We start from the raw sequence: 13,336 nt of genomic DNA, 5'->3' as shown, positions 1-13,336 counted from the left end.
CGGGATCTGGCAGGACGAGACAGGGTGGGAAAGCCGCCACCGCGGCCCTCGATCATGCGTTGACGTACGCCGCGAGATGCTCACCCGTCAACGTCGACCCGTCAGCGACGGGCTCGGACGGCGTTCCCAGGACACGCGGGCCTCGGACACCGGAAGGTCGAGCACCTCGGTGATGTCCTTGCCGCCGAGCTTGGGCTCAGCCGCTCAGCTCGAATCCGCTTCTGTGGTCGAGAGGTCACGACCAGACGCTTCTCGGAACGCGCGAGCGATAACCCACGCAGCACGAGCTGCGCGGCCGACGCCACCGTATGTCATACGAGAGGCGCCGCAGTGAACGGCGCTCGATCCGCGAACTGGAACGCGCGTCCGAAGAGCGTGGAGCCACTCGTGGGAGAGCCGGGATCTCGGGGCACCACGCCTGTAGCGGCCCAGAGCATTTCGCGCAGCCACTGCGCGCCTCCATAGACTCGAAAGTTACCGACGCGTTCAGCCGTGTGGTCAGCGCGCTCCAGCACGACGTGGATGCGTGACAACTCCTCGATCTCGTGGGAGTACACGGTCCACTCTTCGTTGGCTTCTCCGTACTCGAGCGGGTCGAACTCTGAGGATGAGTCCGAGGCGAAGTTCTCGAGTTCTTCGGAGCTCGCACGCTGACGCAGCAGCTGCGGTGCGCGCAGCGTGAAGGCGACGATCGCGAGTTCGGGATCCACGAACTCATCGATCAGATCCTCGCCGTACCGATCAAGATCCAGTGGCGTAGCGCCTAGTGAGGTGAGGAAGGAGGCTACGTCGTCCACCAGAGGCATGGCGGGCACGTTGTAGTGTTCGCGCGCTGACTCCAGAAGCTGGTCGTAGGTTGTCATGTGTTCTCCAGCAGTGCTTGGGTCGGCGCCTGAGTTCTTTCGAGAGAGGATGGAGATTCCGCCACCGCGGCCCTCGATCATGCGTTGACGTACGCCGCGAGATGCTCACCCGTCAGCGTCGACCCGTCTGCGACGAGCTCGGCGGGCGTTCCCTCGAACACGATGCGACCGCCGTCGTGGCCGGCTCCCGGTCCGACGTCGATGATCCAGTCGGCGTGTGCCATGACGGCCTGATGATGCTCGATCACGACCACCGTCTTGCCAGCATCGACAAGTCGATCCAGCAGACCGAGGATCGTGTCGACGTCGGCGAGATGCAGGCCGGTCGTCGGCTCGTCCAACACGTAGACGTCGCCCTTCTCGCCCATCTGGATCGCGAGCTTGATGCGCTGGCGCTCACCGCCCGACAGGGTCGACAACGGCTGTCCGAGCGACAGGTAGCCGAGCCCCACGTCTTCCAGGCGTCCGAGGATGGCAGCCGCGGCCGGGAGTTTGGTCTCGCCCTCGCTGAAGAACACACGGGCCTCGGAGACCGGAAGGTCGAGCACCTCGGTGATGTCCTTGCCGCCGAGCTTGTACTCCAGCACCGCCGCCTGGAAGCGCTTACCACCGCAGTCCTCGCACGGAGTTTCGATGGTGTCCATGAACCCGAGCTCGGTGATGATGACACCGGCACCCTTGCAGGTGGGACAGGCGCCCTCGGAATTCGCGCTGAACAGGGCGGGCTTCACTCCGTTCGCCTTCGCGAAGGCTTTGCGGATGGGTTCGAGCAGCCCCGTGTAGGTCGCGGGGTTGCTGCGACGCGAGCCCTTGATGGCGGACTGGTCGATCGCCACCACGCCCTCGCGTCCGGTCACCGAACCGTGGATGAGCGAGCTCTTTCCGGAGCCCGCGACGCCGGTGACCACGGTCAGGACACCGGTCGGGATGTCGACGTCCACGTTCTGGAGGTTGTTCGTGGAGGCGCCACGGACTTCGATCGCGCCGGTGCGATCGCGCACGGCGCCCTTGAGCTGCGCGCGGTCGTCGAGGTGCTGCCCCGTCAGCGTTCCGCTGGCCGTGAGGCCTTCGACGCTCCCCTGATAGCAGATCTCTCCCCCGGCGCTTCCGGCACCCGGCCCCAGATCCACGACGTGATCGCCGATCGCGATGGTCTCCGGCTTGTGCTCGACGACGAGCACCGTGTTCCCCTTGTCGCGGAGTCGGAGCAGCAGGCCATTCATCCGTTGGATGTCGTGCGGGTGCAACCCGATCGTCGGCTCGTCGAACACGTACGTGACGTCGGTCAGCGAGGAGCCGAGGTGCCGCAGCATCTTGATCCGCTGCGCCTCTCCCCCGGACAGCGTCCCCGATGGCCGATCCAGGCTCAGGTAGCCCAGGCCGAGGGTCACGAAGGCGTCGAGGTTGGCGCTCAGCGCCTGGAGCAGGGGCCCCGCACCGGGGAGGTCGAGACCCCTGACCCACGCGGCGAGGTCCGTCACCTGCATGCGGCAGGCATCGGCGATGCTCACACCGTCGATCTTGGACGATCGTGCACCTTCGGTGAGGCGCGTGCCGTCGCACTCCGGGCACACCGCGAAGGTGGCCACCCGCTCGACGAAGGCGCGGATGTGCGGCTGCAGCGCGTCGAGGTCTTTGGAGAGCATGGACTTCGTGATCTTCGGGATCAGGCCCTCGTAGGTCATGTTGATACCGGAGATCTTGACCTTCGTCACCTCGCCGTAGAGGAACAGGTGGCGCTGCTTGTCGGTGAACGAGGCGATGGGCTTGTCCGGCGGGTAGAACCCGGACTGCGAGAACCCCTTCACCATCCAGCCGTCGGCGGTGTATCCGGGCACCATGATCGCGCCCTCGTCGAGGGACTTCGACTCATCGACGATCTGCGAGAGGTCGAGATCGGACACCACTCCCCTGCCCTCACATCGCGGGCACATGCCGCCGAGGTAGATCGCGTCCTTCACGATCTTCTTCTCCCCGCCCGGCCCGGTCATCACTCCGCTGGCCTTCTGCGTCGGGATGTTGAACGAGAACGCCGTCGGCCCGCCGATGTAGGGCTGTCCGAGCTTGCTGAACAGGATGCGGAGCATCGCATTGGCATCCGTAACCGTGCCGACGGTGGACCGCGGATTCGCGCCGAGGCGCTCCTGGTCCACGATGATCGCCGTGGTGAGGCCTTCCAGCACGTCGACGTCGGGTCGAGGGACGGACGGCATGAAGCCCTGCACGAAGGCGCTGTACGTCTCGTCGATCATCCGGCGCGATTCGGCGGCGATCGTGTCGAAGACGAGAGAGCTCTTCCCGGAACCCGAGACCCCGGTGAACACCGTGAGGCGTCGTTTCGGGATGTCGACGCTCACGTCCTTGAGATTGTTCTCGCGCGCGCCCTGCACACGGATGAGATCGTGGGTGTCCGCGGGGTGCTCGGCAGCGGTCATGCGGCGTCCTTCGTGGTGGTGGGGCCGTCAGGCGGCCTGGTTGATGCGGAGCAGGTTGCCCGCGGGGTCGCGGAACGCGCAGTCGCGCACACCGTAGGGCTGATCCATGGGTTCCTGGACCACGTCCGCCCCCTCCGCGACCAGACGGTCGAACAGGGCGTCCAGGTCGTCGCTCGCGAGTGTCAGAGCGCCATAGCTGCCCTTCGCGATGAGCTCCAGGATCGTCTGCCGTTCGGCGTCGGTGATGCCGGGGTCGGTGGCCGGCGGGTGGAGCACGATCGAGGTCTCCGGCTCGCCTGCGGGGCCGAGGGTGAGCCAGCGCAGGCCGTCATAGCCGACGTCGTTGCGCACCTCGAAGCCGAGGGCGTCGCGGTAGAAGCCGAGCGCCGCTTCGGCGTCGGTGTGCGGGAGGAAGGCGTAGTGGATGCTGACGTTCATGATGCTCACGTTAGGTGCGCCTCGGGGCGCGGCGCTTCTCGATTCCTGATCGGTCGGGTGACCTGCTTCGCCTGGAACGACGGGATGCCCTCGACGTTCGCGGCGCGTTCACGGTACACGCTGGGTGGGACACCGACCAGCTCCGAGAACCGGGTGCTGAACGTTCCCAGCGAGGAGCAGCCCACGGCGAAGCACACCTCGGTGACGCTGAGGTCGCCGCGACGCAGCAGCGCCATGGCGCGTTCGATGCGGCGGGTCATGAGATAGGAGTACGGGGATTCGCCGTAGGTCTCGCGGAACCGCCGACTGAGGTGGCCGGCGGACATGTGCACGCCCCGCGCCAGGGCCTCGACGTCCAGGGGCTTCGCGTACTCCCGATCGATGCGGTCGCGAACCTTCCGCATCACGACCAGCTCCCGCAGTCGAGCGTCATCCACCGGTGTCACGTGATGATCCTGCCATGACGCCGGAAGACGGGGAATGACCATCCGCGACGCGCGGAGCCGCTCCTCCCCCGCTGTCGGACTTCCGGCGCTACCCTGGGGGCATCCTCACAGGATTCTCTCAGAAGGGGTTCCCCGTCATGTCTGAAGCAGTCGCAGAAACGAAGTCTTTCTTCAAGTCCATCCGCGTCGCTCTCGCGGTCTCCGGCGTGCTCGCCCTGCTCGCGGGTATCGCGTTGCTCGTCTGGCCGGTGAAGTCCGCCGTTATCGTGACGGCGATCTTCGCGTCGTACCTGATCATCGCGGGAGCCGTCTACATCGGCCTCGGCATCTTCTCCCGCGCCAAGGGCGGCTGGTCTCGCGTCGGCCACATCGTCCTCGGCTTGCTCTACATCGTCGCCGGCGTCATCGCGTTCTTCAACCTGAACGTCGCCGCCGCCACCCTCGCGCTGGTCGTCGTGATCTTCATCGGCGTGAGCTGGATCGTCGACGGCGTCGTGGCGCTCTCGCTGCTCGGCAGCGATGGGTCGCGAGTGTGGACCGTGATCTACGCCATCCTCAGCATCATCGCCGGAATCATCGTCCTCTTCTCGCCGGTCATCGCCGGATTCGCGCTGTGGCTGCTCCTGGGCATCTCGCTCGTCGTGCTCGGTATCGTGCAGATCATCCGCGCGATCACGCTGGGCAAGGATGAGAAGGCGTTCACCACGGGCGCTGCCGCCGTCTGATCTCGGATACGCACGACGCCCCGGACCTGCCGAGCAGGTCCGGGGCGTCGTGGCGTCGGACGACTATTCCGCGGCGAAGGCGCTCACGTCGCCGACGAGGCGGGTGTTGTCCGCGGGGACGGGGTCGATGACCGCCTTGGCGACCTCGGCGGCGAACTCGGACACGTTGTAGAGACGGCCGGCGGATTCGCGGCGCTCGGCGATCGCGCCGGGGTTCGCGCGCTCGAGCAGCGTCGCGGTGATCGTGCCCTCGATCATGTCGCCGGAGACGACGGTGAAGCCGATCCCCTTCTCTGCGAGGCCGGGGATCAGTTCCCGCAGCGCGTCCTCGCCGGCCCGCTTGGACAGCGCGACGGGCTCGTACTCCGGCATCGTCGGCGTCGTGCGGATGAAGTGCGCCTGGTGGCTGGTGACGAACACGACGCGTGCGCCATCCGACAGCAACGGGGTCGCGGCGTTGAGGACGTTGAGCTGCGCGTCCCGGTTGAGCGTCAGGGCGTAGTCCTCGGCCATCCCCGACTCCATGCCACCCGAGGCGTTGAGGACGAGGACGTCGAGACGCCCGTACTCGGCGCGGACGGCGTCGAACATCTCGGCGATCGACGCCGGGTCGGTGAGGTCCGCGCCGACGACGAGCGCCCGGCGGCCCAGTTCGCGCAGCTGCGCTGCGAGCTTCTCCGCGCGCGGCGCCTTGTTCCGGTAGTTGATGACGACGTCGGCGCCGGCCTCGGCGAGGTACCGCACGCTGTCGGCGCCGATCCCCCGCGATGAGCCGGTGACGAGGGCCACCTTGCCGTCGAGGGATCCTGCGGGAAGAACGTCGGTCACGGGTGACTCCTCATGGTGCGTGGAACGCCGTGAGCGCACGGCCCTCACAGATTACCAAGGGGGCGCGGTGGCGGCCGGTCGGGCGTCGCCACGCGTGGTACGTTGACGGCAAAGGAGGCCGCATGGACAACTTCTCGACGTTCGTCACGTTCATCGACCACTGGGCATGGATCGGGTGGCTCGTCCTCATCGCCGTCTTCCTCGTCATCGAGATGCTCTCCCTCGACTTCACCTTCCTGATGCTGAGCTTCGGCAGCGTGATCGGTCTCGTCACCGACTTCGTCGGGCTCCCGGTCTGGATCCAGATCCTGATCGCCGCCTTGGCATCCGCCCTCTTCATCCTCTTCCTGCGGCCGCCCCTCTTGCGCCGACTGCACCGCGGTGCCGACCCCACCCGCTCGAACGTCGAGGCGCTCGTCGACCTCCGCGGCATCGCGCTCAGCGAGATCACGCAGATCTCCGGCCAGGCGAAGCTCGCGAACGGCGACACCTGGACCGCCCGAACCACCACCCTGATGGCGATCCCCGCGGGGGCGCCTGTCGCCGTCAGCGCGATCAACGGCGCGACCGCCATCGTCCGACCCCTCAACGACTAGGAGCACGCGTGGACGACGCATCGATCATCCCGACCGTGATCATCTGGATCCTGGTGATCGCGGTCATCATCTTCGTGATCGTCACGATCGCGCGGGCGATCCGCATCATCCCGCAGGCGACCGCCGGCGTGGTGGAACGACTCGGCCGGTATCACAAGACCCTCTCCCCCGGCCTCAACATCCTCGTGCCCTTCATCGACCGTCTGCGGCCGCTGATCGACATGCGCGAGCAGGTGGTCTCCTTCCCGCCGCAGCCCGTGATCACCGAGGACAACCTCGTCGTCTCCATCGACACGGTCGTCTACTTCCAGGTGACCGACGCCCGTGCCGCCACCTACGAGATCGCGAACTACCTCGGCGCCGTGGAGCAGCTCACCACCACGACGCTCCGCAACGTCGTCGGCGGTCTGAACCTCGAAGAGGCGCTCACGAGCCGCGACAACATCAACGGCCAGCTCCGCGTGGTCCTCGACGAGGCGACCGGCAAGTGGGGAATCCGCGTGGGCCGTGTCGAGCTCAAGGCGATCGACCCGCCCGTCTCGATCCAGGACTCGATGGAGAAGCAGATGCGCGCGGAGCGGGACCGCCGTGCCGCGATCCTGACCGCCGAGGGGACGAAGCAGTCCGCGATCCTCGAGGCGGAGGGCCTTCGTCAGGCGGAGATCCTCCGGGCCGAGGGCGACAAGCAGGCAGCGGTCCTTCGCGCCCAGGGTGAGGCGGAGGCGATCCAGAGCGTCTTCACCGCGATCCACCAGGGCGCTCCGGACGACAAGCTGCTCGCCTACCAGTACCTGCAGATGCTCCCGAAGATCAGCGAGAGCCCGTCCAGCAAGCTGTGGATCATCCCGAGCGAGCTGACCGAGGCGCTCAAGGGCATCGGCACCGCCTTCACCCCGAAGGCCGGGCCGGGTTCGTCCACTCCCCCCGCTGGCGCGTGACCCACCCGTACTTCGTCAAGGCCGAGCAGCCCCGGATCCTGGCCCATCGCGGTCTCGTGACCGTCGAAGGGCGGGAGTCCGGGGTCTGGGAGAACACGGCGGCCGCCTTCGCCGCTGCTCATGCCGCCGGGGCCGAGTACATCGAGACGGACTGCCAGATCACCGCAGACGGCGACGTCGTGCTCTTCCACGATCACGACCTCCGGCGTCTGGTGGACGATCCGCGCCCTGTCCACGAGGTCCGGACAAGGGAGCTGAGCGCGCTCTTCGCGGAGCACGGTGGTCTGCTCACCGTGGCCGAGGCGCTCTCCGCGTTTCCGGAGACGCGCTTCAACATCGACGTGAAGACGCCGGCCGCTGCGGCTCCCCTGGGGCCCGTCCTGGCCGCGCACACGCACCGTGTCCTGGTCACCAGCTTCTCGGACGCCAACCGGCGCGCAACGGTGGAGGCCGTGCGACAGACCGGCACCGGGCTCCGGCCCGCCACCTCGGGCGGGAGCCGGACGATCGCGGCGCTCCGGACGCTGTCCGCGATGCGCCTCTCCCCCGGCCGGCTGCTGCGGGAGATCGATGCCGTGCAGATCCCGGAGCGCCACGGGGCGCTCACAGTGCTGACGCCGGCCCTCCTCCGCGCCGCCCACCGCGTCGGCACCGAGGTCCACGTGTGGACGGTGAACGAGGCGGAGGACATGCGCCGCCTCGTCGACGCCGGTGTGGACGGCGTCGTGACCGACCGCGCCGACCTCGCCGTCGCCACGCTGCGGACGGTCTGAGCGCCCTTTATCCTCCGGCGCTGGGATTCCGCTGTGAATACCGGGCAGAACGCCCCCACGTGGATGAAGCGCACAGGCTCGAACGTTATACCTGACAGCGACGAGAGGACCACACAATGGCAGATCGCAGCCTGCGCGGCATCCGACTCGGCGCCCAGAGCCTACAGAGCGAAGAGGGCGTCGTTTTCATGGAGCGCCGTGAGACCACCTACACCTGTGACACCTGCGGACACGACACCACGCTCATGTTCGCAGCCGATGCCGAACCGCCTCAGACCTGGGAGTGCCGTTCCTGCGGAGCGGAAGCCCGCCTGAAGGTCGACGGCGAGGCCGTCACCCTCGAGGCCACCGACGAGAAGGCCGCCCGCACCCACTGGGACATGCTCATGGAGCGTCGCACCCGTGCGGAGCTGGAAGAGCTTCTCGAAGAGCGCCTCGCCTACATCCGAGCCCGGCGCGGTGCCGGCGAGGACCCCACCCGAGAGAAGATCGGCGCCTAGCGCCGACGGGCGCGCCACCACCCGAGACCGAGCGCTCCCAGACCGCCCCAGAGCAGCACCTGCTGCAGCCAGGGGCCCAGGACGATTCCCGCCGTGAGGCCGGAGCGGAGTTCGACATCCTCGAGCATCGCTCCGGCCTCATCCGCGTCCAGGCTGGTGACCGTGCGCCCGTCCGGGAGGATGATCTGGCTCGTGCCGACCGTGGAGATGTTGACGACGCTCCGGCCCGTCTCGATGGCGCGCATCCGCGCGAAGGCGAGCTGCTGCAGATTCTCGTCCGTGCCGCGGAAGTCGGCGTTGTTCGTCTGGAAGACCAGGACCTCGGCGCCGTCGTACAGTCCCTCCGTGATCACGTCGTCGTAGATCACGTCGAAGCAGATCGCGAGCCCCACCCGGACGTCGTCGACCTCGACGATCGGCGGGTTGGTCCCCGGCGTGTACTCGCGCTGGATCAGCCCGATGAGGTCGGGGACGAGGGCGTTGAAGAACGCCCGATCCGGCACATACTCGCCGAAGGGTACGGGATGGCGCTTGTCGTGCTTCTGGGGCGCCGTGCCGTCCGGCAGCCACAGCATCGACGTGTTGTAGTAGAGGTTGCCCCGACCGGTGGCGGCATTGGCGAGCAGCGGCGCATCGATGCGGTTCGCCACGAGGGTCATCCGCCGCGCGATCGCGGAGTTCGCAAAGGGATCCGTGTCCAGCCCGCCCTCCGGCCAGACGAGAAGATCGACGTCCTCGCCGTAGAGGGGCTCGGTCGCCTCCGTCTGCGCCTGGACGACGGCGAAGGGTTCGCGCTGGTCGAAGTAGCCGGTCGGCCCGTTCCCCTGCACCGCGGCAATGCGCATCGATCCGGACGGCATGGTCGGGAAGAGCGGGGTGAAGAAGAGGATCAGGACCAGTGCGACCGGCGCGAGGAGCGTGACTGGCCGCCGCCACAGCCCCGTGCGGACGATCTCGATCACCATGGCGACGAGGAAGACCATGAGGAAGCTCAGCCCGCTGACGCCCACCCAGGAAGAGAGCGCCGCGAGCGGGCTCTCCGCCTGACTCATCCCGAGACGAGCCCAGGGGAAGCCGCCGTATGGCCACCAGCCGAGAAACAGCTCCCTCCCTACCCACAGCGCCGCAACGACCGCCGGGAGGGTCAGCAGGCGACCCGCGGTGCCCGGCCAGGCCCGGGGCAGCCACCGGTAGGCGAGGGTCAGCGGGATCAGCGCCACGGCCGTGAGTGCGCCCTCGACCACGCTCAGGGCAGCCCAGGGCAGCGGCCCCAGATATCGAGACGTCCAGGACACGAGCAGGGCGAAGAACACGATGCCGTAGACCAGTCCCACGAGCAGTGCGCCACCGGCCCGTCGGCCGATCAGCGCGAGCAGCAGCAGCCCCGTGGCGGGGAAAGCCAGGATCCAGATCGCCGCTTCGGGAAACGCGAGGTCCATGAGCAGCGCAGCCAGGGCGGCGACGGGTACGGCGGCCCACAGGGGCAGGAGGGCGCGTCGGCGAACGGGAGCTTCGGTCATGCGGGCGGATCTCACATCGAGGAGTAGGCGACGATGCCACGGCGCACACCGTCGAGGGCTGCCCGGGCGGTGCGTGCGAGTGCGGCGTCCTCCGCGACGATGGACAGCTGATCGAGGAGGTCGATGGTCTGCTTCGCCCATCGCACGAAATCACCGGCCGCCATGTCCGCGTCGATGAGCACGCGATCGAGCATGCCGCCCCGCGCCCACGCGTGCATCGCACCCGCGAGTCCCGCGGCCAGCGGCTCGCTTCCCGGCAGCTGGTGGTCCTGCTCCAGGTCGTCGAGCTCGGCCCACAACGCGGTCGTCTTCTCGTATGCCGCTCGGAAGGCACCCCGCGGGAGGCCCCGCTCCCCCGCGTTGGCTTCGTCCCGACGTGGCTCGTACACGAGGGAGCACGCCATCGCCGCGAGTGACGGGGCGTCCAGTCCCTTCCAGAGCCCCTGACGCAGCGACTCGGCCACGAGTAGATCGCGCTCACCGTAGATCCGCCGCATCGTGCGGCCGGCGTCGGTCAGGTGCATCCCGTCCTCATCGCGACGGACATAGTCCAGCGTCTCCAGCACCTCGACGACACGGTCGAAGACGCGAGCCACCGTTCCCGTCCTGGTCTCGATCTGACGCCGCGTACGGTCTGTCTGCCGCTTGAGCTTCCAGTAGCGCTCGGCCCAGCGAGCGTGCTTCTCGCGGTCGGGGCACCGATGGCACGGGTGGCGCTGCATCCGCGTGCGGAGCGTCTGGATGCGCTTCATCCGCTTGTCCCGGGCGGCACGGGGAGCCTGGGTGTCCTGTCGATTCTTCTTCTCGAGATCGCTCAGCTCGCGGCGGATGGCGGCGTACTCCGGGAAGTCGCCGTGCTCGCACGCCATCGCCGACTGGTAGCCGGCCAGCGACTCCTCGGCCTCCCGCACCTGTCGGGCCAGCCCGACCACCGCGCGGTCGGCCTGGAACTGGGCGAACGACGACTCCAGGATCTGCCGCGCCCTGGCCTGCCCGAACAGATCGATCAGGTTGACGGCCATGTTGTACGTCGGCCGGAAGCTGGAGTTGAGCGGGTAGGTCCGCCGCGATGCGAGGGCGGCGACGGCCTGCGGGTCCATGCCCTCGGTCCACTGCACGACCGCGTGCCCCTCGACATCGATGCCGCGGCGCCCGGCGCGGCCCGTGAGCTGCGTGTATTCGCCGGATGTGATCGCGACGCGCGCCTCTCCGTTGAACTTCTCCATCTTCTCCAGCACGACCGTGCGCGCCGGCATGTTGATGCCGAGGGCCAGCGTCTCGGTCGCGAAGACGACTTTGAGCAGTTTGCGCCGGAACAGCTCTTCGACGACCTCCTTGAAGGCAGGGAGGAGGCCGGCATGGTGGGCGGCCACGCCCCGTTCGAGGTTGTCCAGCCACTCCCAGTAGCCGAGCACCCCGAGATCCTCGTCCTGCAGCGTGCGGGTGCGTTCCTCGACGAGGGCCCGGATCTCCGCGCGCTCTTCCGACGAGGTCAGGCGCAGGCCGGAGCGCCGCACCTGCTGCACCGCGGCATCGCAGCCCACGCGGCTGAAGATGAAGAAGATGGCGGGAAGGAGATTCGACCGTTCCAGCAGCTCGACCACGTCAGGGCGGTCCATGCGCTCGATCCGGTGCGCGTTCGCGGCGCGCACGGGGCGGCGGCCGCCCCGGGGCGGTCGGGCGGCCTGGCGCCCGGCGTGGCGATTGCTGCGATACGACTGCGCCTGGCGGTTGCTCTCGTAGGTGGAACCCGTGAACGAACGGATGCGCATGAGCTCCTGGTTCACCTGGGCCGTGGCGATGCCCGCCCGGTCGTCGAAGAGCGGCAGCAGGTCGTCGCGTACGAGCACGTGCTGCTCCAGCGGCACCGGACGGATCTCGGAGACGATGACCTCGGTGTCTCCGCGCACGGTGTCGAGCCAGTCGCCGAACTCCTCGGCGTTCGACACGGTCGCGCTCAGCGAGACCAGCCGCACGCGGGGCGGGAGGTGGATGATGACCTCTTCCCACACGGCACCACGGAAGCGGTCGGCCAGATAGTGGACCTCGTCCATCACGACGTAGCGCAGGTCGCGCAGCGCCGCGGAGTCGGCATAGATCATGTTCCGCAGCACCTCGGTCGTCATGACCACGATGCGGGCGTTGCCGTTGATGTTCGTGTCGCCCGTCAGCAGACCGACGTCGTCCGCGCCGTAGACGTCGACGAGCTCACGGAACTTCTGATTCGAGAGCGCCTTCATCGGCGTGGTGTAGAAGGCTTTGTCCGTCGCGGTCTGCATCGCCAGGTGGATGGCGAACTCCCCCACGATCGTCTTCCCGGCACCCGTGGGGGCTGCCACGAGAACGCTGCGTCCGTTCTCCAGCGCGTGGCATCCGGCGAGCTGGAACGGGTCGAGCTGGAAGCGCTGGCGCGAGGCGAATGCTGCGGTCTCCGGGTGCGCCGCGCTCTCCTGCGCCTGCGCGTATCGCTCGGACGGCGAACTCATGGGGCGTCCGGGATGAGTCCGGCGGCGGTGTCCTGCTTGCGCTTGCGCCGGTCGAAGAGGAGCGACAGCCCTGCCGCTGCGAAGAAGAGGACGATGAGGATGCCGGCGAGCATCAGCATGCTCACCACGTCGGCAGCCGGGGTCGCCAGCGCGGCGAAGATCGTGGCGATGAGGATCGCCACGCGCCACCCCTTGAGGATCGCCCGCCCCGACATCACGCCGGCGAGGTTCAGCGCCACGAGGAAGACGGGGAGGACGAACGAGATGCCGATGACGATCATCAGCTTGAACACGAAGTCGTAGTACTCCTGAGCGGAGTAGAAGTTCGTGGCGCCCTCCGGCGTGAAGCCCCACATGAGCTCGATGACGTGCGGCATGATCTGCACCCCGAGGTAGCACCCCGCGAAAAACAGCGGCACGGCGGCGACCACGAAGCCGACCGTGTAGCGGATCTCCTTGCGGGTGAGCCCGGGCATGATGAAGGCCCAGATCTGCCAGAGCCACACCGGTGCGGACAGGAACAGCCCGATGGTCAGGGCGATGCGCATGCGCATGTCGAACGCGGACGTCACTGTCCCGAAGTTCAGAGCGCTGAAGTCATCACCACGCTTGTCGGCGATGATGCGGATCGGCTCGGTGATGAAGTGGATCACCGGGTCCGCGATGAGGAACGCCACGATCATGCCGACGACGAGAGCGATCGCCGCGTACATCAGGCGCTTGCGCAGTTCGACGAGATGCGCGCCGAGCGACATCCGCCGATCCCGATCCGCCGTCGGCGTCACGGT

Annotated in this window: 13 protein-coding genes; 5 read left to right on the top strand and 8 right to left on the bottom strand. The window is 67.8% G+C overall.

Translation table 11 applies throughout. The annotated features are described in order from the left end of the window. Positions 1–311 precede the first annotated feature (311 nt). From AB0310_RS04585 to AB0310_RS04570, 4 genes are all read right to left on the bottom strand, one after another. Positions 312–863 (bottom strand): hypothetical protein, encoded by a 552-nt coding sequence (locus AB0310_RS04585; protein WP_268776317.1) that lies wholly within the window; start codon positions 861–863, stop codon positions 312–314. Between the two features lie 77 nt (positions 864–940). After that, positions 941–3,298 carry an ATP-binding cassette domain-containing protein gene (locus AB0310_RS04580; RefSeq protein WP_268776318.1) on the bottom strand — a complete coding sequence of 786 codons (2,358 nt, stop codon included), beginning with the start codon at positions 3,296–3,298 and terminating at the stop codon, positions 941–943. Positions 3,299–3,325: 27 nt separating this feature from the next. Continuing rightward, positions 3,326–3,736, bottom strand: coding sequence for a VOC family protein (locus tag AB0310_RS04575; RefSeq protein ID WP_366236663.1), 411 nt, complete (start codon positions 3,734–3,736; stop codon positions 3,326–3,328). A gap of 5 nt (positions 3,737–3,741) precedes the next feature. Beyond that, complete coding sequence (locus AB0310_RS04570) at positions 3,742–4,140, bottom strand: helix-turn-helix transcriptional regulator (RefSeq protein ID WP_259954888.1); 399 nt, start codon at positions 4,138–4,140, stop codon at positions 3,742–3,744. A gap of 179 nt (positions 4,141–4,319) precedes the next feature. Between AB0310_RS04570 and AB0310_RS04565 the strand changes: the two genes are divergently transcribed. Beyond that, complete coding sequence (locus AB0310_RS04565; protein ID WP_366236662.1) at positions 4,320–4,907, top strand: HdeD family acid-resistance protein; 588 nt, start codon at positions 4,320–4,322, stop codon at positions 4,905–4,907. 63 nt (positions 4,908–4,970) lie between these two features. On the opposite strand, the gene AB0310_RS04560 is transcribed toward AB0310_RS04565, so the two are convergent. Further along, complete coding sequence (locus AB0310_RS04560; RefSeq protein ID WP_366236661.1) at positions 4,971–5,735, bottom strand: SDR family oxidoreductase; 765 nt, start codon at positions 5,733–5,735, stop codon at positions 4,971–4,973. Between the two features lie 122 nt (positions 5,736–5,857). Here AB0310_RS04560 and AB0310_RS04555 point away from each other — a divergent pair, with 122 nt between their 5' ends. The 4 genes from AB0310_RS04555 (at position 5,858) to AB0310_RS04540 (ending at position 8,542) form a co-directional block, all read left to right on the top strand. Then, positions 5,858–6,331: an NfeD family protein gene (locus AB0310_RS04555; protein ID WP_366236660.1), complete on the top strand. Its 474-nt coding sequence runs from the start codon at positions 5,858–5,860 to the stop codon at positions 6,329–6,331. A gap of 8 nt (positions 6,332–6,339) precedes the next feature. Next, complete coding sequence (locus AB0310_RS04550) at positions 6,340–7,269, top strand: SPFH domain-containing protein (RefSeq protein WP_363443999.1); 930 nt, start codon at positions 6,340–6,342, stop codon at positions 7,267–7,269. Continuing rightward, entirely contained in the window at positions 7,266–8,042 is a 777-nt protein-coding gene (locus tag AB0310_RS04545; protein ID WP_315636876.1) for a glycerophosphodiester phosphodiesterase family protein, read from the top strand. Before AB0310_RS04550 ends, AB0310_RS04545 begins: the two co-directional genes overlap by 4 nt. A 116-nt stretch (positions 8,043–8,158) precedes the next feature. Next, on the top strand, positions 8,159–8,542 hold the full coding sequence (locus AB0310_RS04540) for an RNA polymerase-binding protein RbpA (RefSeq protein ID WP_060921636.1): 384 nt from the start codon (positions 8,159–8,161) through the stop codon (positions 8,540–8,542). On the opposite strand, the gene lnt is transcribed toward AB0310_RS04540, so the two are convergent. From lnt to tatC, 3 genes are read right to left on the bottom strand one after another with little or no spacing between them, the layout of a single operon-like run. Continuing rightward, positions 8,539–10,062 carry an apolipoprotein N-acyltransferase gene (gene lnt / locus AB0310_RS04535; protein ID WP_363444003.1) on the bottom strand — a complete coding sequence of 508 codons (1,524 nt, stop codon included), beginning with the start codon at positions 10,060–10,062 and terminating at the stop codon, positions 8,539–8,541. The two genes, AB0310_RS04540 and lnt, sit on opposite strands and share 4 nt — an antisense overlap. 11 nt (positions 10,063–10,073) lie before the next feature. Beyond that, positions 10,074–12,548 (bottom strand): DEAD/DEAH box helicase, encoded by a 2,475-nt coding sequence (locus tag AB0310_RS04530; RefSeq protein WP_187661463.1) that lies wholly within the window; start codon positions 12,546–12,548, stop codon positions 10,074–10,076. Further along, positions 12,545–13,303, bottom strand: coding sequence for a twin-arginine translocase subunit TatC (gene tatC / locus AB0310_RS04525; RefSeq protein ID WP_187664150.1), 759 nt, complete (start codon positions 13,301–13,303; stop codon positions 12,545–12,547). The genes AB0310_RS04530 and tatC overlap by 4 nt, the downstream gene beginning before the upstream one ends. Positions 13,304–13,336: the final 33 nt, after the last annotated feature.

This window comes from Microbacterium meiriae, assembly GCF_040702565.1.
Lineage (GTDB): Bacteria > Actinomycetota > Actinomycetes > Actinomycetales > Microbacteriaceae > Microbacterium > Microbacterium meiriae.
This window is presented reverse-complemented; position numbering and strand designations above follow the sequence as displayed.